At 60.4% G+C, this 19600-nt stretch carries 19 protein-coding genes; 5 read left to right on the top strand and 14 right to left on the bottom strand.

The annotated features are described in order from the left end of the window. Window positions 1–3: 3 nt before the first annotated feature. The 10 genes from pyk to AC1Z32_RS09365 all read right to left on the bottom strand — a co-directional run bounded on the left by pyk (window position 4) and on the right by AC1Z32_RS09365 (window position 13542). The gene (gene pyk / locus AC1Z32_RS09410; protein ID WP_483478453.1) at window positions 4–1419 is read right to left on the bottom strand and encodes a pyruvate kinase; all 1416 of its coding nucleotides are present in this window, start codon (window positions 1417–1419) and stop codon (window positions 4–6) included. A gap of 14 nt (window positions 1420–1433) precedes the next feature. After that, complete coding sequence (locus AC1Z32_RS09405) at window positions 1434–3068, bottom strand: NADP-dependent glyceraldehyde-3-phosphate dehydrogenase (RefSeq protein ID WP_483478452.1); 1635 nt, start codon at window positions 3066–3068, stop codon at window positions 1434–1436. Between the two features lie 90 nt (window positions 3069–3158). Next, on the bottom strand, window positions 3159–4187 hold the full coding sequence (locus AC1Z32_RS09400; protein ID WP_483478451.1) for a hypothetical protein: 1029 nt from the start codon (window positions 4185–4187) through the stop codon (window positions 3159–3161). 163 nt (window positions 4188–4350) lie between these two features. Beyond that, window positions 4351–5832: a glucose-6-phosphate dehydrogenase gene (zwf, locus tag AC1Z32_RS09395; RefSeq protein ID WP_483478810.1), complete on the bottom strand. Its 1482-nt coding sequence runs from the start codon at window positions 5830–5832 to the stop codon at window positions 4351–4353. A 31-nt stretch (window positions 5833–5863) separates the two neighbouring features. Then, window positions 5864–6775, bottom strand: a complete 912-nt coding sequence (locus AC1Z32_RS09390) for a carbohydrate kinase family protein (RefSeq protein WP_483478450.1) — start codon at window positions 6773–6775, stop codon at window positions 5864–5866. Between the two features lie 98 nt (window positions 6776–6873). Further along, entirely contained in the window at window positions 6874–7824 is a 951-nt protein-coding gene (locus tag AC1Z32_RS09385; RefSeq protein WP_483478449.1) for an ABC transporter substrate-binding protein, read from the bottom strand. Window positions 7825–7906: 82 nt separating this feature from the next. Then, entirely contained in the window at window positions 7907–8944 is a 1038-nt protein-coding gene (locus AC1Z32_RS09380; RefSeq protein WP_483478448.1) for an ABC transporter permease subunit, read from the bottom strand. 18 nt (window positions 8945–8962) lie between these two features. Next, window positions 8963–10504 (bottom strand): sugar ABC transporter ATP-binding protein, encoded by a 1542-nt coding sequence (locus tag AC1Z32_RS09375; RefSeq protein WP_483478447.1) that lies wholly within the window; start codon window positions 10502–10504, stop codon window positions 8963–8965. Between the two features lie 634 nt (window positions 10505–11138). Beyond that, window positions 11139–11987 carry a shikimate dehydrogenase gene (gene aroE / locus AC1Z32_RS09370; RefSeq protein ID WP_483478446.1) on the bottom strand — a complete coding sequence of 283 codons (849 nt, stop codon included), beginning with the start codon at window positions 11985–11987 and terminating at the stop codon, window positions 11139–11141. Between the two features lie 13 nt (window positions 11988–12000). Then, on the bottom strand, window positions 12001–13542 hold the full coding sequence (locus AC1Z32_RS09365) for a GMC oxidoreductase (RefSeq protein WP_483478445.1): 1542 nt from the start codon (window positions 13540–13542) through the stop codon (window positions 12001–12003). A gap of 232 nt (window positions 13543–13774) precedes the next feature. Between AC1Z32_RS09365 and AC1Z32_RS09360 the strand changes: the two genes are divergently transcribed. After that, a complete protein-coding gene (locus AC1Z32_RS09360; protein WP_483478444.1) occupies window positions 13775–14668 on the top strand; it encodes a cupin domain-containing protein in 894 nt (297 codons plus the stop codon). Window positions 14669–15011: 343 nt separating this feature from the next. After that, entirely contained in the window at window positions 15012–15842 is an 831-nt protein-coding gene (locus tag AC1Z32_RS09355) for an HAD hydrolase-like protein (protein ID WP_483478443.1), read from the top strand. 375 nt (window positions 15843–16217) lie between these two features. Here the strand turns inward: AC1Z32_RS09355 and AC1Z32_RS09350 are convergent, their stop codons facing one another. Both AC1Z32_RS09350 and AC1Z32_RS09345 read right to left on the bottom strand, forming a co-directional pair. Next, entirely contained in the window at window positions 16218–16541 is a 324-nt protein-coding gene (locus AC1Z32_RS09350; protein WP_483478442.1) for a type II toxin-antitoxin system RelE/ParE family toxin, read from the bottom strand. Further along, window positions 16538–16807 (bottom strand): CopG family ribbon-helix-helix protein, encoded by a 270-nt coding sequence (locus AC1Z32_RS09345; protein WP_483478441.1) that lies wholly within the window; start codon window positions 16805–16807, stop codon window positions 16538–16540. Before AC1Z32_RS09345 ends, AC1Z32_RS09350 begins: the two co-directional genes overlap by 4 nt. 346 nt (window positions 16808–17153) lie before the next feature. Here AC1Z32_RS09345 and AC1Z32_RS09340 point away from each other — a divergent pair, with 346 nt between their 5' ends. The 3 genes from AC1Z32_RS09340 to AC1Z32_RS09330 all read left to right on the top strand — a co-directional run bounded on the left by AC1Z32_RS09340 (window position 17154) and on the right by AC1Z32_RS09330 (window position 18880). Continuing rightward, on the top strand, window positions 17154–17828 hold the full coding sequence (locus AC1Z32_RS09340) for a hypothetical protein (protein ID WP_483478440.1): 675 nt from the start codon (window positions 17154–17156) through the stop codon (window positions 17826–17828). 239 nt (window positions 17829–18067) lie between these two features. Continuing rightward, window positions 18068–18490: an RES family NAD+ phosphorylase gene (locus AC1Z32_RS09335; protein ID WP_483478439.1), complete on the top strand. Its 423-nt coding sequence runs from the start codon at window positions 18068–18070 to the stop codon at window positions 18488–18490. A gap of 102 nt (window positions 18491–18592) precedes the next feature. After that, window positions 18593–18880, top strand: a complete 288-nt coding sequence (locus AC1Z32_RS09330) for a CppA family protein (protein ID WP_483478438.1) — start codon at window positions 18593–18595, stop codon at window positions 18878–18880. A 49-nt stretch (window positions 18881–18929) separates the two neighbouring features. Here AC1Z32_RS09330 and AC1Z32_RS09325 read toward each other — a convergent pair whose 3' ends face one another. Both AC1Z32_RS09325 and AC1Z32_RS09320 read right to left on the bottom strand, forming a co-directional pair. After that, the gene (locus tag AC1Z32_RS09325) at window positions 18930–19259 is read right to left on the bottom strand and encodes a type II toxin-antitoxin system RelE/ParE family toxin (protein WP_483478437.1); all 330 of its coding nucleotides are present in this window, start codon (window positions 19257–19259) and stop codon (window positions 18930–18932) included. Continuing rightward, a complete protein-coding gene (locus tag AC1Z32_RS09320; RefSeq protein ID WP_061172474.1) occupies window positions 19256–19492 on the bottom strand; it encodes a type II toxin-antitoxin system ParD family antitoxin in 237 nt (78 codons plus the stop codon). Before AC1Z32_RS09320 ends, AC1Z32_RS09325 begins: the two co-directional genes overlap by 4 nt. Window positions 19493–19600 lie beyond the last annotated feature (108 nt).

The raw sequence follows: 19600 nt of genomic DNA, 5'->3' as shown, positions 1-19600 counted from the left end.
GAGTCAGACCTTGGCGATGTGGAGGAAGTTGGTAGTGCCGGCCACGCCAAAAGGCGTGCCGGAGGCGACGACGATGAAGTTGCCCGTCTGCGCGAAGGCTTCGCCTCGAGCGACCGCGCAAGCTTTGTTCACCATGTCAGGTACGTCGGAGACGCTTTCATCGGCGTGAACTGCGTGCACACCCCAGACGAGCGCCAGGCGGCGCGCGGTGGCGAACTCTGGCGTCATGCCCACTACCGGGACGACCGGCCGTTCCCGAGCTGCGCGCAGGCTGGTGTAGCCAGACCGCGTGTAGGTGACGATCGCCGCTACAGGCAGCAGGTTCGCGGTCTGCTGCAGGGCGAGGCAGATCGCATCAGCGACCTCGGCTTGCGGCGCCGTTTGGGATGCATCGATCGCGCTGCGGTAGTCTGGATCGGACTCCACCTCCGCGATGATGCGGTCCATCATCGCAACTGCCTCGCGCGGATAAGTCCCGGATGCGGACTCAGCTGACAGCATTACAGCATCAGCGCCGTCGTACACCGCGTTAGCCACGTCGGACGCCTCGGCGCGAGTCGGTACCGGTGAGCTAATCATCGATTCCAGCATCTGCGTGGCAACGACGACGGGTTTGCCAGCGGCCCGGCACGCCCTCACAATCTGTTTCTGAATCCGCGGCACTTGTTCGGCCGGCAGTTCGACCCCGAGGTCGCCACGCGCGACCATGATCGCGTCGGCCGCGTCTACAATCGCGGCAAGCGACTCGATTGCCGCCGGCTTCTCCAGTTTGGCCAGTACGGCGGCGCGCCCCTGGACAATTGTCTTCACCTCGTGCACATCCTCGGGTCTTTGCACAAACGATAGTGCGACCCAATCGACGCCCAGCGTCAACCCGAACTCGAGGTCGGCGCGGTCTTTGGGTGTCATGGCGGCGATGGGCAGCAGCACCGAAGGCACATTCACACCTTTGCGGTCCGATATCGTGCCGCCGGTGACGACCTGCGTGTCAGCGAAGTCCGGTCCGAAGCTCACCACCTTGAGACGCACCTTGCCATCGTCGATCAGCAATTCGGTGTCCGTCTCGAGCGCGGCAAAAATCTCCGGGTGTAGCAGCGGTGCGCGCGTGGCATCGCCCGGGGTATGGTCCAGATCAAGGCGAAACACCGCACCGGCTTGCAGCGTGACCGGACCATTCGCGAGCGTGCCGATGCGCAGCTTCGGACCCTGCAGATCGAGCAGCACGGCAATAGGGCGACCAGCGTCCCGCTCGACGCGGCGGATGATCTCGAGCCGCTCCTGGTGCTGGGCGTGCGTACCGTGACTGAAGTTGAGCCGGAATACGTCAGCTCCAGCGTCGAACAGGGCGCGCACGGTGGTCAGGTCGCAGCTCGACGGTCCCAGTGTCGCGACGATCTTGGCGTTACGTTTGCGATGCATGATGTGCGATCCACTCAAAAGATGAAGTCTGTGTTGATGAACTTGGACTGATGCTCGCGCACAATGGTGTTGAGGAGTTCCTTGTTCGCCTCAGTTTGTTTCGTGGCAACCATTGAGCGGATGGAGAACGCGCGCAGCGCGTCGCTGACTGAGAGCGTGCCTTCGGCCGAATCCTTGCGCCCCGCGAATGGGAACACGTCCGGCCCGCGCTGACACTGGCAGTTGATGTTCACCCGGCAGACCTGATTGACCATCGGATCGACGAGCGCACCGATCTGTGAAGCGTCGGTTCCGAAGATGCTCACCTGTTGCCCGTGATCCGAGGTGATGACGTAGTCCAGTGCTTCCTCCACGGCATCGAAGCTCATCACCGGGACCACCGGACCGAACTGCTCCTCACGGTACAGTTTCATCCCCTCCCGCACCGGATAGACGACAGCCGGGTTAAACAGCGTGTTGCAAAAGGTACCCCCGCCCTCGTTGACGACGCGCGCGCCCTTGGCCTTCGCGTCCTCGATCGCCTCGGTCATATAGGCAGTGCGATGCGGCCCCGGCAGCGGCGTAATCTGCACGGCGGCCTCCCAGGGCATGCCCATTTTGAGCCGCGCTAATTCAGCAGTGAAGCGATCCAGGAACGCGTCGACCACACTGCTGTGCACGATCAGCATTTTGAGGGCCGTACAGCGCTGTCCATTGAATGACAAAGCGCCTTGCAGGCACTCCTTGACTGCGAGATCCAGGTCGGCATTGGGCAGCACGATGGCCGCATTTTTCGCGTCGAGGCCCAACACTGCACGCAGGCGGTGAGATTTGGGGTGTTGCTTTTTCAGATGGTCCGCAACGCGGCTCGAGCCGATTAATGCCAGTACGTTGACCTTGCCCGAGGCCAGCATGCGCGGCACCACGAGTTCACCCGGTGCGTGGATCGTGTTGACCACGCCCGGGGGAAACGCATCTCGAAACACTTCGAGCAGCGGCTCGAACAGCAGGGTGCCATACTGTGGCGGCTTGAGGACCACCGTATTGCCCATCAGCAACGCCGGAATCAGAGTGCAGAACGTCTCGTTCAGTGGATAGTTGTACGGTCCCATGCACAGCACTACGCCTAGCGGCGTGCGGCGGACCTGACCAATGGTTCCTTCGACCACCATGAATCTCGAATGACCGTTGTCCATGTCCTTCAGGGCCTCGATCGTGGCCTGGATGTACTCGATGGTGCGGTCGAACTCCTTGCGGGAGTCGACGAGGCTCTTGCCGATTTCCCACATAAGGAGGTTGACGATCAACTGTCGGCGCTCGACCATGCCTTTCACGAATGCTTGCATGCAGGCGATGCGTCCGGCGACGGGCATTGTCGGCCATTGACCCCGGCCGTTGTCGTAGGCTCCTACTGCGGCATCGAGAGCGGCGTCGCTCTGCGCCTCGCCCATCAGTGGGTAGCTGCCGATCTCGATCTGACTCACGGCGCCGGTCGCCGGATCGCGCGTGCACACTGGCGAGAGCACGATTTTGAAGGGACCGTTCCAGGTGAGTATCTCGCCGCCGACGAGGAACCCGCGCTGATGAACGGGTGCGCCAAGGCGGTGTTCCGCCGGAATCCCGTCGGGTGTTGGAAAGTGCAGTGCGAGTTGCGAATTGCCGTCGGTCATTATCAGATCTCCAGAGGAGGTGGGAACTTTAAAGACAGTTGTGTGAAATCACGACATTAGGGCGAGGGAAGAAAGCAGCGAGCCTCCCGTTCATTGAGTCAAAACCTCGAATCGATAAGCGATTTGGAGCGGAAGATTCGGATCAAGTGCTACCGCAGTCGAAACGCCCCGGTCATTGATCGGGTTGGACGCCAGCGCGGCATGACAGCCAAGTTCAAACGCGCTTGCCACAGGCTCGACTCCCAAACAGAGGTTGCGACTATTCCAGGGACTGTAGCTACGCCCCCGATTGCTGATCCATAGCAGAAGCGACGGGAGTACAGAGGCATCCCAGCAGAGACGGTACACAACCCGCGATTCGTTATCCGTCAGAATCACCGATCCATCAACGCCACAAAGCTGGATGATTTCTTCGGTATCTTCCGGGAATGGAAAACGATCAAACTTGGCTGTGCCACCGTCTCGCAGAGGCACCTGATCAAGCCTGTCAAAAAATGCTGCCGGCATTGCGCGGGACACGCCGGGTTCAGGGCCAGCCGGGTGAACAACACCAAAGCGAAACGCGCCAGGATCGATATGAAATGCGCCGGCGAGGGAGGGGAGCGCCAGATTGGGATGCAAGCCGATCGGACGGTGCGTCTTCTTGCGCGCCTCGACTTTCAGCGAGAAATCGATCGCGGGGCTCTTCGGATCTGCGCGGATCACGCGAGCAAGGCGTGCTATCGGTGAGGCGTCCGGATACTCGAGTTCGATCTCGATTTCAAACTCCGTCTGCCGCACGAGTGTCCAGTCCGTGACGCAGCCGTAACCATGCAGGAGGTCGTCGCTCGCACCCAATAGAGCATCGGGTTCGGCGACAGATCTGGTGAAGCTCTCCTGCCAGCTTTCCACAACTGTCTCCGGTGCATAGGGCACACCAAAGGGAACGCACGGGAATTCGCTTCTCATGTGGTTGAGTAATTCCGGCTGCTGGTGCGTTGCATTGCCGATCCATAGCGGCTCGTAAAACGGTCGAACCTGCCGCTCACCGCGCTTGAGCGCCACCCCGCCGAGCATGCCGCCTTTTGCATGCACGTCAAGCGCGCCGTGAGGCCATTCTAGGTGCCAGATCTCAGCCATGATCGTCGCCTTACCAGGAAATAATTTGAATCGACATGCGTTTAGGTTGACTAAAAATACAGCGATACCCAATGACGCGGACATCTCAGATGCGCGCGCTATGATCCGGCCGCCAGGGGCGTACGACTAGGCAGAAGTCAGCCGGATAGTGGCCTGACTTCACTTAGTTCTCTTCTTCCAGCCAGCATGTGTTGTGACGCGCGAGCAGTGCGCTGCTCGCGGCCGGCCCCCAAGTTCCCGACGCGTAGAGTTTTGGAGCACTTTCCGGAGCGGTCCAATGATCGATGATCGGAGCGACCCATTTCCATGCGGCCTCTTGCTCGTCGCGACGCACGAACAGGGCAAGCCGGCCCGCGATGACATCGAGCAGCAGGCGCTGGTAGGCTTCCATTCGCGCGTGCTGAAAGAACTGGTCGAATGCGAGATCAAGGTAGACACCCTGTAGCGTCATCCCCAGACCCGGCTGCTTGGCAAGGGCAGTGAGCCGGATCGATTCAGTCGGCTGCAGCCGGATCATTAGCCGGTTCGAACCCGGACGTAGGGCCGTTGGCCCCAGCGCGGAATGCGGCACGGTCCGAAAATTGACGACAATTTCAGCGACGCGGGCTGCCAGCCGCTTCCCGGTGCGCAGAAAAAACGGCACACCGGCCCAACGCCAGTTTTCGACCTCGACTTTCAAGGCGACAAATGTCTCGGTCCCGCTATCCGGCCTGACGCCCGCCTCGGAACGGTACGCAGGGACCGCCGTGCCATTGAGACTCCCGGCCTGATACTGACCACGCACGACGTTCTGCCGGATCTCATCACCGCGCAGCGGCTTGAGGGCGCGCAGGACGCGCAGCTTCTCGTCGCGCACCGCATCCGCGTCCATGGATTGGGGCGGCTCCATCGCAACGATCGACATCAACTGCAGCAGGTGGTTCTGCACCATATCGCGCAGCGCACCGGTCTGATCGTAGAAGTTGCCGCGACCTTCGACGCCGAGCTCCTCGGCTACCGTGATCTGAATGCTCTCGACCCATTCGCGACGCCACAGCGGCTCGAACAGCGAATTGCCAAAGCGCAGGGCAAACAGGTTTTGTACCGCTTCCTTGCCCAGGTAGTGGTCGATCCGATAGATCTGGTCTTCGCTGAAGATCCTGCCGACGGCATTGTTGATCGCGGTGGACGATTCCAGATCGTGGCCAAGCGGTTTCTCAAGGACGACGCTTGCGCCTTCGGTGAGCCCTGCGGCTCCCAATGCTCGGCAGATGGGTACGAATAGCGCCGGTCCGGTCGCCATATAGAAGATGCGTCGGCGGGGAGTGTCGAGGAGCGTTTCGGCCAACGACGCGAAAGAGTCAGGTTGCGCGGCATCCAGCCTGACGTAGCTGATACGCTCAAGGAAGCTGAGCCATGCCGCGTCGTCGATCGTGGTTTCAGGGACGCGCGGCTTGACATGCTCCTGGACCCATGCAAGATAGCCTTTGCAGTCCAGTGCCGTGATCGCGACGGCGACGATTTTGCCCTCCGGTGCGAGCATCCCGTCGCGGTGCGCAGCATAGAGCGCAGGGAGGATCTTGCGCATGGCGAGATCCCCTGTGCCACCGAACAGGACGAAGGCAAATTCGAGCAGGTCAGAACGGCTTGTCGGTGCTGTAGTCATGGCATCCATAAGAAACTTCGAACAGGAAATCCTACGAATCAAGCAGGGCGTTCACCTCGTTGAGGGTAGGGGCGTAGGCCCCTTGCTGCGTACACACCACCGCTGCACAAGCCGCCGCAAAGCGCAGATGGGACGCTGGCGGTGCGTCCGGCCGAATGAGCATGCTCGCCATCCACGCTCCGACACAGGCGTCGCCGCAACCGACGGTGTCAGTTACCCGAGCCGTAAATGCGGGTTGAGACAGCACCTCGTCCGCGGTAAGCAATTGCATGCCCTGTGCGCCTCGCGTAACGAGCAGCGCAGCATGGGGTGCCCAATTGCGGAGCTGGTCCAGTGCAGCTGTTTCGTCGAACTCGGGAAAAAGCCCACGCAGATCCTCGTCGGAGACTTTGATATAGCTGGCAAGTCCGGCCATCTTGCGCAGCGTCTCCCGGTAAGCCGGACCGTCCATCAGCGTCCGGTAGTTCGGGTCGAAGGAAATCCGTTTGCCCGCAGCGTGGGCCGTCTGCGCGATTTCGAGCAGGTGCGCCGCGAGCGGCTGTCGAACCAGACTAAGCGAGCCGAAGTGCACGATTTGCGCGGCCTCCAGCCAGCCGGACGGTAACGCATTGGCGTCGAACGCCAGGTCGGCGCTGTTGTCACCGACAAAGCAATACTGCGGCGGATGCCTTGAAATGACCATGGAGAGCAATGGCGAGCGCTTGACCTGGCGGGTGAAGCGGGCGTCGAGACCTGCTTGAGCACTTAACCACATCAGTTCGTCGCCGAAGCCGTCCTGGCTCACGGTGCCGGCAAATCCAGCCGGCACGCCAAGCCGTGCGCCCACGCGCGCGACGTTCCAGCACGAGCCGCCGGCCGCGCTGCGCCAGCGCTGGTCGTCTTCGCAGATGAAATCGGTCAGCGCCTCGCCGAACACGACCAGTTGAGGGAGATGCGTGGTCATTTCGATGACCTCAGGCGCTCGCGATGCTCGGCGAGCGCTTGCCATGCGGGTGACTGGGTAAGAATAGACATAGTGATCCTGCTCGGACGGTTATGGGATCAGCGGGGCGACGACCAGCCTTTGTAGCTGTTGGCGTTGTCCCGGGTCACCAGCGTCGAGGGCAGCAGGATCGTCGGATTGGCGGGCTTCTTGCCGTTCATGATGTCGTGGCCGACGCCCACTGCCTGCTGCGCCATCGTCCACGGGTCCTGGCTCGCTGAGGCCTGGACCATCGTGTCGGTCTTGAGCGCGGTTTCGATATCGGGCGCGCCGTCCACCGACGTAATCACGATGTTGTTGCGATGCAATTGCTTCGCGGCGAGGTCCGAGCCGATCGCTTGCGGATCGTTGATCGCGAACACGCCATCGAGTTTCGGGAAGCGCGTGAGATAACCCTGCATCGCGTTCATGCCGCCTTCGCGCGAGCCTTTCGCGTCCTGATCGTCGGAAAGAACCTTGATGCCCGGATTCTTCGCGAGCACGGACTTGCAGCCGTTCACGCGGTCGATCACCGCGGACACCTGCGGTCCGTTCTCGATCACCACATTGCCCTTGCCGTTGAGCTTCTTGGCCAGGAAATCGCAGGAAATTTCGCCCGCCTGCACGTTGTTGGTCTGCACGGTGGCATCTGCTCCGGCCGCCGCGACGTCCACTGCGACCACGACGATGCCCGCCTTCTGCGCCTTCTTCACCGCCGGCTCGATCGCCTTCGGGTCTGACGCATTCAACAAAATCATGTCGACGTGTGCCGAGATGAAGTTGTCGATCTGCGTGAACTGCTTGTTCATGTCGTAATCCGCCGACACCGCTGTCACCTTGGCATCCGGATTGATCTGCTTGGCCTTGGCTTCGGCTCCCTTCGCGATCGTCACGAAGTACGGATTACCGAGCGATCCGACGGTGATCCCAATCGACTTCAGGGGCTTGTCGGCAGCGCTGGCAGCGCTCATCGTCAAGCCAAGGCTGAGTGCCAGTGCGACGCTTGCGAAAACGACTTTCTGCTGGAACATGTTTGTCTCCGGGACGGGTCCGTGATCTGTGCCGGGCGCAAGCGGACCTGCAAGCGCCCGGATAAGCGATTGGTGAGGGAAATCAGGTGCGGGCCGAGCCGCGCTGACGGTAACGATCGAGCGCCACCGCGCCGATGATCACGAGGCCCTTGATGATGTATTGCCAGATGTCCGACACGCCGAGCAGCACGAGGCCGTTGGAGAGCACCGCGATGATGAGCGCGCCCACCAGCGTGCCGACGATCGAGCCCACGCCGCCGACGAAGCTCGTGCCGCCGAGAATCACCGCCGCGATTGCATCGAGTTCATACGACTGGCCAAGCTGCAGACCGTTCGCGGCATAGAGGCGCGCCGCCGACATCACCGCGCCGAGACCCGCGAGCAGGCCGGAGATCGCGTAGACGAAGAGCTCGATGCCCCACACCTTGATACCGGACAGGCGCGCCGCTTCGGGATTGCCGCCGACGGAATAGATGCGCAGGCCGAGCACGGTGCGGCGCAGGATGAACCACGACACGAGGACGACAAGCAGCGCGATGATCACGAGCCAGGGCATGCCGAAGAGCGTGTCGTTGCCGATGAACGCGAACGACAGTTGCGGATTGAAGATCGTCGTGTCATGCCCGATCAGCCGCGCGATGCCGCGCACGGCGGTGAGCGAGCCGAGCGTCACGATGAACGGCGGCAGCTTGAGCAGCGAGATCAGCGCGCCGTTGATGAGCCCGAAGCCGAGACCGACCGCGAGCGCCGCCGGAATGCCGAGCCATCCCCAGCCCGGAATGTTCGAGGCGAGCAGCGCGGTGACCGCGCCTGCCGAGAGAATCGAGCCCACCGAAAGATCGATGCCGCCCGTGAGAATCACGAAGGTCATGCCCGCGGCGAGCACGATGTTGATGGATGCCTGCTGCGTGACGATCGACAGGTTCTGGAAGCTGAAGAAGCCATCCGTGACGATGCCGAAGCCGATGCACAAGAGAATCAGCACAGGCAGCATGCCCGCGGTGCGCATCAGCACCTGCATGCGCTCGCGATGCTCGATGCGGTTTTGCCGCTGCTTCGGGCTCTCGGCCTTTGCAATGGGCGCGGCGCCCGTGTCGTGGTGTTTCGTCGTGTTAGCCATGTCTCTCTCCAGATATCCTTAAGCCGCCTGATCGAGCGCGACCTTCGAGCCCGTCGCCAGTTCGATGATTCCTTCCTGTGAAATCGGCTTGCCCGAATGGCCGCCGAGTTCGCCTGCAATTTCTCCTTCGCGCATCACGAGTACGCGATCCGCGACGCCGATCACTTCCGGCAGTTCGCTCGAGATCACGATGATCCCCACGCCCGAGCGCGCGAGGTCGTTGATGATTCGATAGATCTCCGACTTCGCACCAATGTCCACGCCGCGCGTCGGCTCGTCGAGGATCAGTACTTCCGGTTTCGTTTCGAGCAGGCGCGACAGCAGCACCTTCTGCTGATTGCCGCCCGACAGCGCGCCGACGTTCACGCGCATGTTCGGCACGCGGATGGTGAGCGCGGCGATGGCTTCCTTCGCTCGCGTGTTGCCGCGCGGCAGGTCCATCACGCCGATCTTCGCGTCACGTCCGGCGATCGTGATGTTGATGTTGTCGCGCACGCTCATGTCGAGGAACAGGCCTTGATGCTTGCGGTCCTCGGTGAGATAGACGAGACCGGCATCGATGGCATCGCGCGGCGTGCGCAGCTTGAGCGGCTTGCCGTGCATCTTCACTTCGCCGCGCACCGCCGGCTCTGCGCCGAAGATCAGGCGCGCGAACTCGGTGCGCCCCGCGCCGACCAGACCCGCGATGCCGAGCACCTCGCCCGCGTGCAGATCGAGGCTGCAGCCGCGCACACGATTGCCGTCGGCGAGATCGCGCACGGAGAGCACGACGTTGCCCGGATCGTAGGGCGCGTGCTCCTTCTTGTAGAAGCCGGAGATGTCGCGGCCGACCATCATCTTCACGAGGCTTTCGGCGGACAGCTCGTCGCGCATCAGCGTGCCGACGTAGGAGCCGTCGCGCAGCACGGAGACGCGGTCGGAGAGTTCATAGATCTCCGCCATCCGGTGGCTGATATAGATGATCGCGATGCCTTCCTCGCGCAGTTGCCGCACGAGCTCGAACAGGCGATCGGTTTCACGCGACGAGAGCGGCGTGGTCGGCTCGTCCATCACGAGTATGCGTGCCTTGGCATGCACGGCGCGTGCGATTTCGACGAGCTGCCGCTCAGCGATGGACAGATCGCCGACGAGCGTATGCGGCTTGAAGCTCGCGCCGAGGCGCTTGAGCACATCCTGACAGCCGCGCTCCATGCCCGAGCGGTCGACCAGCCGGCCGCGCCGCAACTCGCGTCCCGCGTAGATGTTCTCCGCGACCGACAGATTCGGCGCGAGGCTCAGCTCCTGATAGATCACCGCGACGCCGAGCGAGCGCGCGGCGAGCGGCCCGTCGATGGTCACGGCGCGGCCGTCGATGAGGATCTCGCCGCCCGCATCGGCCTGATAGGCGCCCGACAGGATCTTCATCAGCGTGGATTTACCCGCGCCGTTTTCGCCCATCAGCGAATGGACTTCGCCGGGATAGACGGACAGGCGCACGTCGTTGAGCGCGCGCACACCGGGAAAAGTCTTGCTGATGCCGCGCATTTCCAGCAGCGGTGATTTCGACTTCGCGGGGGACATAGTGGCCTCTGGCGATTTGACGCAGGCACCTCGATCCGAGGCTGCCCGACTAATTAAATCAAGTTGATTTATTTAATCAGGCAGCAGAAAAACTGTCACCCTAGGGAAATCCAAGGGGCGAGCAGAAGTAGGTTTTTAATTAGTTTCTGGCTAGCTGTCGTCAAAGGTGCCAGAGGGCCGTCGCGGGCGGCGTCGCGATTAGATCGATGAGCAACGCGCAACTAAAAGCAAACAGCGATGGCCTGTCGGTTGGTCTCGGTGCCGTGCGCGCCAACGTTTCTGCGTTCACTGATTAGTAAAAGTATTGTTTATTGACGATAGCGTTCGAAGCAATATCCGTTAGGGCGCGCTTCATGGAGTCCGCGGATCTCATCGTTGGGCTGCGCAGTGCAAAGTGGCACCTTTGGCACGGCTGCCCCTAGCCGGCGCTGCGGCGGCTTAAAGCCTCCGTTGGGAACTCGCCGCAGATGGCAATCCCGAGGAGGCGAAACCACTGGTTGGTCTCCGTCGCATAGTAAATCGTTTCGTGTGCCGACAACGAGCGAGTCCGCAGGGTCGCCTGAGTCAGCCGCGCGGACCTTATTTGGTGGTCACCTCGGATGTGGCTGATTGCGATCGGCGAGGTTTGAATCGACTAGAGCTTCAGATCGAGCAGTGCCCGCCTCATGACGGAGGCATCTGCATCCAGACCGGTCCAGTATTTGATGGCTATGATCCCTTGATTGACCAGCATGCCGAGTCCATCCGCAATTCGACATCCTCTAGATTCGGCGGAGCGCAGCAACTGTGTGAGAGGAGGGTTGGGGATGCCGTCCGCCACGACCATGTGACTGCTGAGGCTTTCAAGATCGATATCGAGCGTAGCGCTGACGTCGGGATAAAGTCCGATTGATGTCGCGTTGATGACGATGTCGGTATCGGAAGGTAAGGAGTACGTTTTCTCCCAGCAGTGGAAGTTGGCGTCCGCCTTCGTTCTTTGAATCAGCAGGTTGGCTAGATCTTCGCCGCGTTCTTTGCCACGATTGACGACTGTGATTTTCTTCGCACCGGCAAGTGCCAGTTCGACGGCAACCGCGCGTGCGGCGCCGCCCGCGCCGAATAGAACGATTGACTTATCGTTCGCGGAAGCGATCTCCTCCAACGCCTTTACAAACCCTTTGCCATCGGTGTTCTCGCCGATAAGCGCGTCTGCTCGCCGTACAACGGTATTGACCGCGCCAATGATTTCGGCGGACGCTCCGAGCCCGTCGAGATACTGGATCACTGCCACCTTGTGGGGAATCGAGCAGTTGAAGCCGCGCCAACTCATGGCGCGGGCGCCTCTTACCGCGTCGCCAAGGTGCTCGGGGGACACCTCAGCATTGAGGTATCGCCAGTCGAGGCCGAGGTGGCGATATGCCGCCTCAACCATGATGACAGTCGGATTCTCGGCCGCAGGTTGGGCGAACGAACCGGTCAGTGGCTGAAGGAAGTTATGTTCCATTTTGGGTTCCTTTCTAGGCATTGGTGGAATCAGCGGATTGCCGCCTGGTCGCGCACCAGGCGCTTGCGATATGGTCCCCGACTCGAAGAGCCTGGGCGGCGACAGTCAGCGCAGGGTTCAAAGCGGCGGACGACGGGAAAAAACTCGCGTCCACGACATAGAGGTTCGGGTGATCGTATGCGCGGCACCAGGGATCGAGCGCTGCATGTGCCGGGTCCAGCCCCATCCTGACGGTGCCGCATTGATGAGAGGGCGTTTCGACACCGAACGGATGCGATAGAACCGCGACCGCCCCCAATCGACGCCATAGCTTCTTGGTCTGTTCCACAAAGCGCGCGTGAGCAACTTGATTTGTTCGTGTCCACGTAAGCTGAACTCCGTTGTTGGGCAACGGGCGGATCGTGCTTTGCACATGCGGTAGATCCTCGGACATCACCAGCATGTCGATGCTATGGCGCGCCATGGTCCGTCCTACCCAGCGTGGAATCGACGGGCGGCTCGCTCGTATCATCGGCTCCTGGATTTTTCCAAGCATCTGCAGGTTCCCGAGCGGCTCGGGGTCGCTGCTTGTTCCGAAGTAGAAGTCGTTCACACTGAGCGTCTTGGGAAAACGTGTTTCGTTCGCTGATCCAGGCATCATCGCCATCAGGCCCGTCGTGTTGTGGTTCATGTAATAGCGACCGACACAGCCCGAGCTGTTCGCAAGCCCGTCAGGGTTTCGCGAGTCCGCCGATCGTTGGAGCAGCAGCGCTGAGTTGATCGCACCTGCGCTGAGCACGAACAGCGGCGCGCGGATGGTTTCTAGCGCACCGTTGCGCAGTATTTCCACGCCAACGATGTCTTTTCCGCGATCGTCGGTAATCAGCCGCGTCGCCCGACAATCCGGCCACAACGACACATTGGGGTATCGAAGGGCAGGGTCAATCAGCCTGGACTCCGCATCGCCTTTGGCGCGGATCCGGCACGGGAAGGCATCGCACGTGCCGCATCGAATGCAGCTGCCACCGGGATGAAGGTCGACGGCCGAAGGCATGTGAAACGGCCGGAGCCCGTGATCCGTCATGCGTTGCGCCAAATCGGCAATCACCGGTTCGTGTGGAATCGGTGCGTGCGGATATGGCCCAGACCTCCAGGGTTCCGTTGGATCGTCGCCTGCGCGTCCATGAACGCCGAAGATCTCTTCGGCCTGGGCATACCAGGGCTCAAGCTCAGAATAAGTGAAGGGCCATGCAGGGGAATTTCCATCGCGGAAGTTGATCTCCTCGAAATCCCTTTCGCGAAAGCGAAACATCGCCGTGCCATAGAACTTGGTATGGCCGCCGACGAAGTGATATTGCCCGGGAACGAATCGTCGGCCGGTTTCGGTTTGCCACTCCTCCTTGGCACGGTACCGGCGTTGGACAAACACCGACTCTGCACTCGTGTTCTCCGCTTCCGCTGGAAGGCGAGGCCCTCTTTCGAGAATAAGGATGCGAGCACCGCTTGGCGCGAGCTGGCGAGCAATCGCACCGCCTCCCACGCCGGAACCGATGATGACAACGTCGGGGTTGTTCATGCCGCTTGCCTCTTTCCGTTGCAGTCACGCGCCGGCAGTTCTCTCAGGGTCAAAACTCGACCACGCCAACGCCCGCTGGCAGTATTTATCGGATGTCTGGTCGCCATCTTTGTCTCCTCTGCTTGTGGAGGAATGATGGCTCGAACGGTTGTCGTGGAGTGTCACCGCTGCAGCATGTTCTTGTACAATTACCGCATCCTGAGTCCGGCTTAATGCGTGAAGGAGTCTAGTCATGCGCCCCTGGCTTGAAACCGTGGTGATCCCGCCGGACCGGTCCTGGCTTCTGTTCGATCGTCAACTCCCTGAGTTTCCCTTCAACTGGCACTATCACCCCGAGTTTGAACTCACGCTGACGCTCAATAGCGTTGGGATGAGGTTCGTGGGCGATCGCGTAGAGAACTACGGGGACGGCGACCTTGTCATGCTCGGCCCCAATCTGCCGCATGCTTGGCAGTCGAGGGCGACACTAACTGCGCCCCGGCACCAGGCGCTTGTCTGTTGGTTTACGGAGCCGTGGATCCAGTCTTTGGTGAAAGTCTCACCGGAGTTAAGGCCGGTGCAAGGTCTTCTCGAAGAGGCCGGGCGGGGCATCGCTTTCAGCTCGAGTGCGAGCGCCAAAATCCGCCCTCGGCTGCAGGCGTTGGTCGGAGCTTCCCCGGCAAGACATTGGCTTGGACTTCTGGAGTTACTGCTCGAACTCTGTGACGACACGGAACGATCGTCCCTCGCATCCAGCGAGATCAAGCTCGTAGGTGGGTCGCGCGACAAAGTAAGACTCAATCGTGTGCTCGACTGGCTCAACGAGCATTACATCGAGCAGGTTTCGTTGGAAGGACTTGCCGAACTCGCTCACTTGAGCACGAGTCAGCTACAGCGGCTGTTCAAGCGCAGCACGCGCCTGTCTGTAAGCGAATACGTGGTTCAGCGGCGCATCGGACATGCCTGTGCGCTTCTTGCTCAAGGCGACCTGCCTGTTGCGCAGGTTGGCGTAAAAGTGGGATACACGGAACCCGCATACTTCGCCCGACAATTCAAGGCGACCAAAGGGTGCTCACCCACTGAATATCGACGGCTTTTCTGTGTGAGCCACGCGCCATCGCCGTCTCCCGGTAGGTTCGGATCATAGTGCTTCGCTGTCGATTCGTGGCGACACTCGCCAAGTTTCGCCGAAATGGGACGCCAAGGATGCTGGAGGAGGCACGCAATCGCCGCGAAGAGGAACGCCGACGCGCGAGCAGCAAGCGCAACGCGTGAGCCTAGCGCAGCAGCCACGCGATGGCTCCGGCAGCGCCGCAAATTCAAAACGAAGGCCGTTCTTTCTGAAAGAGCCGCGTCCGCGTGGTCCACCTCGGAGGCATCAATCTCGGTCTGCAGTCTCTCGTCGTGAACGTGCTGGTCATGTTATCGAGCAACGGCGGTAGCGCTGGGGAGTCTGACAGGACAACGTCACGCGCAATCTGCTTCCGAACATGCCGGAGGACAGACAGAAACGCGGCGCGAAATTGGTGATTGCGCTTTACCTGCCGGTTGTGCATCGTGATGACGTTGTCATTGCCGAACCTGATGCTGACGCTGGTCATTACCACGCTCTACGGTGTCACCCAGTTCTTTCCGGGCGTTTCGATCATCCTGCTGCGAGTCAGGTTTCGTGCACGAACTTCGCAATCGTGTTTGATATCGAATGCGCCACGATTTCCGGCTTCGCGCGGGAAACTGTGAAAAGCAAGAATCAAATGCCGCTTACGCCCCCGCCCATGTGCACGCTGATCTTCGACCTCGACGGAACCCTGAGCGATCCGATGCCCGGCTTCAGCCGCTCGATCAATCATGCGCTCGTATCGTCGGGGTTTCAGCCATGCCGCGAGCCGGACCTGGCGCGCTACGTCGGCCCGGACATCGAGGCGACTTTCCGGGCTCTCACAGATGCCCCGGATTCCTTAGTCCGCATGTTGGTTCGGCTGTATCGCGAACGCTATGAAGCTTTGGGTTTCTCTGAAAACGCGCTTTACCCTGGGATTGCGGCGGTGCTCGACACGTTTTCCCGGCACGGGCTTCCGTTGGGCGTGTGCACGTCCAGGCGTCCGGAGATGGCGGATCGCATTCTCCGGAAGCTCGAAATACGCGACCGTTTCTGCTTTGTCAGCGGCGGCGATGCGGACATGACGAAGCAGCAGCAACTGAGCCAGTTGCTGGCTGCGGGTGTCATCGATTTGACCGCCCTGATGATCGGCGACCGCGCGGGGGACCTGCTGGGCGCCCACGCAAACGGCCTCCAGTCGGTCGGCGTGCTGTGGGGGTAGGGTTCGCGATCAGAATTGCAAGCGCAGTCGCCGCTGCGCCTGCTGGAGCGCAGCGGCGATCTGACCGATCTGCTGACAAAATGAGCGGACACGGATGGGCATCGGCCGGCTGACGCCATGTGATCACGGGTTGAATCGCGCTGAGGCGCGGGGAGCGCCGAATGCCTTGTATCTCGATGACATTACTCGCATAACTATATATTTTACATAAACTAATTTGCCATCTGCTTATAGGTAGTCCTATGCAAAATCGAACATTGCCCATCGACTGCTCACTGGAAGGTTTGCGCGCTTCGCCAATGTTGACTGCCGATCGGCTGCTTGTCGAGGGCTGCAGGGGCAGGGGCTCTCGTGTGGACGCGATGCTGCCAGTCGTTATCGGTCTTGGCGAGTGTCCCACACGCGCAAAATAGCGATCGCGGTCGGTTCTTCAGCGTAAGCGGGTAGGACTTCGTAGTGCAACTCGTACCGACCTGCGAGGCAGACCCAGCGGTGCACTTCTCGCGCCGGCGGACCGTCATAACCGTCAAGCTCTTCCCCGAGACGATGGAAATGATCTTGTCCCAGGCGCTCCGCTTCGTCGAACAGCGCGTTGACGATCCGACGCGCCGTCGCGCCGTCATTGAATTTCTTCACGTGTTCAGCGATCAGCGCCATATCGGACATCGCTTTACTAGTCGGAAGGACTTTAACGGTCACGCTTTGGGCACCGGCTGTTCTTCCTCCGTTCCAAGGCTGTTGGCCCAAGCGCGCGCTTGTTCCATCGATACCATTCGTCCGGCGCTTACGTCGTCTAAACCTTCTTGAATCAAGCGGCGCTTCTCCGCTTCACGCGCAAGAAACTGAACTAATGCTTTCTTGACGATCCATTGACGAGGCCGCTCGAGCAACTCAGACAGGGCATCCACTTCCTGAGCCAACTCAATCGGCACCTGCGCCGTCAGTGTGCGAGTCTCGGCAACCATGATCGGGCCTCAATTATCATCCACAATAGAATTTATTGTAAAACAATAATTTACAGATTGCACGCCACCCCATTGTCGGATTTAGGCCGGCCATCGCCCTCAATTCGTCTGAGTTGACATAATAGAAGTGATCGAATTTTTGTTAGCTGCATACATACGAAGTTCGCTACCACGTGGAAGTCGAGCTTAATTGACGATCAATTTCTGAGGGGCTGTGAATGACGGGTTGCGACGCGCGCGCGTGCGAGCGTTCGCCTGGCAGGTCGGCCGCCAAGGCGATATGTGATCGAGATTATTGATCTTATGGCATAATGACTATCATGTTCTGCGATCCTGGAGGTTCGCCATGAGACTCGATGATGCCAGCCTCAGCATGCGCTTTTCCGCGTTGACCGGTCCTGCCGCCACGGTCGGAAAAGAGCTCGAAAAGATGAATGACGAAACCATCGTCACGGTCACCATCCGTGGTCCCGTTGATCGGGCCACTGCACTTGCCGAGGCAATCCAACGACTGGGCCCCCTGGCGGAGGCCTTGTTCAACGAGCAAAACGAAGAGCAGCGAAAGCTGTTGCTCAAGGCCGTTACGCCTATCGTACCGGTACCTGAACATACCTTGAAGGAAGCGGCGATGCGCAAGGCCGCGATGAAAGGCGTTCTCGAGGCAAGTGACTGGTTGACGGCTGCGCAGATCGCGCAGTTGGCGGAGCTGAGCGGCAGTAATCCGAGTCAGCAGCCGAATCGCTGGAAGCATGACGGGCTGATTTTCGCCATCGACATCAATGGAAAGGATCACTTCCCCGCCTACGGTTTAGATCCTGAAAGGAAATACCGACCCCGGCGTACGCTCGCTGACGTACTGAAGGTCTTCGGCAAGAAGAAGGACGGCTGGGCTGTGGCTTTCTGGTTCGCCTCCGTCAACAGCTACCTTGGCGGCGCTCGCCCGTTGGATGTACTGCAATCTGAACCGGAGCGGCTTATCGAGGCCGCGGAAGCCGAGATCGAGGGCGTTGTGCATGGTTGAACGCAGCATGGCATCGGCGGGACAAACCCTGCCATCGCCACCGGATGAGCTCGATTCCTTGGTGAAACGCACGCGGTGGTCCCACTCGCGTCCAATCCATCGCGTGCACCATCAGCAATACGCGGGCGACGCATTCAATCCTGGCGTCAAGGGAAATGCTCGATTCAGTCCCATTCAAAACGAGCGCGGGACACCCTATTCCGACGCTGTACGGGGGCACTACCGTCGAGTGCGCCGCGATGGAAACCGTCTTCCACGATGTGCCGTACGCTCCGGGTCTCAAGACTTACGACAAGGCAAAACTCGAAACGCAGCGATACTCGGTGATCGCACTGCGGCGTGATCTGGTGTTGGCAGACTTGAGTAATGTGCCCTTGCGTAAGCTTGGCATCGAACGGTCACAGCTGATCGATACCGAAGCAGACCGCTACCCCTACACCCGTACGTGGGCAGCGGCGCTGCATGAGCAGTGTTCGGATCTCGACGGACTCTGCTGGGTATCGCGACAGCATGATCGCGAACTTGCCGTGGTACTTTTCGGCGATCGTGTCGCGAGCGATGACTTGGCGTGTGTGGACAGCCCCGTGGGCCTGATAACCGACCTCAAACTCTACAATTTGATTCTTTCGCTTGCATCTGATCTGGGCGTGAATCTGATTTAGGTGGAAAGCCGCCAAGACGAACCGATCCTTCAGCACTTGCCCTCGGCAGAAAACCTGTATAAATTAACAGTACTGTGTTTGCATACAGCATGGAGGGCGACGATGGAGCACCTGGTCAGGATCTGCAACGAGAAGGATCGGCGAACGCTCGACTGGCTGCGCAGACATGTGGGCGATGCGGCGATCGCCCTCGCCGCCCAACGATGCACAGGATCCGGCAAGCCTTATTTGTCCGCGGTTTGCCGACGCTTGGGTGTTCAAACACCGGACTTCGCCGTGCCGCGGCGGCAAACGTCGAGTCCGATCGCCGAACACTCGTTGGCGACCATGCGGAACATCCTCGCAGTGCGAACAACAGCGGCGAGACGGGTTGCTACGTCGACGTGGTAGGTGCCGGGCAGCAGGTCGCATCCGAACGCAGGTTGATCTGACGACGCGACTATCCGTCTTCGTTGAGCAGCCACGCGGGAAGATCCCGTGCACCATTAATCACGCGCCAGATTTCGACGTGATCGTCTCGATCTACGTAAAAGACAAGATGCGGATAGCGCTTGAGTGGCCACGAGCGAAGGCCGGGCAGATCGAGCTCGTAGGCATAGCGGGGAGATCCCACTGCGGGATTTCTGCCGAGCCGCAGATAGGCCTCTTCGACCGCAGCGATAAACCCCAGCGCGGCGCGCTCAGATCCTTCTTCGAGAAGGTAATAGTCAATCTCGCTTTCGACGTCCTGCCGCGCGCGATGCGTGGGGATAACCGGCTTCGACCTCATTTACGCGCATTACGCACGCGCGTGCGCAGCGACTCGAAATAGCTCCCGTCAACCGGCGTCGTCGGACCCGATGCCGCTCCCTCCAGCAGTAGCGCGCGCAATTGCTGCCGCTGCTGATCGCGGCGGATGAGTTCGCGGACATATTCGCTGCTGGTGCCATAGCCCCGTTCGTTGACTTGCTCATCAACGAAACTTTTCAGCGTCTCCGGCAAGGAAATGTTCATCGTGGTCATGGGTTCCAGCATAGCAGGCTTGCCAAAATTTGCCAAAGTTGGCGGTCTGATGGCATGCCTCGCTCGTCTCCGATCCGCCTGACGCGTCTCACCCAGCCAGAGCGTCAC

It is taken from the genome of Caballeronia sp. 11_S32 (genome assembly GCF_056930355.1).
This window is presented reverse-complemented; position numbering and strand designations above follow the sequence as displayed.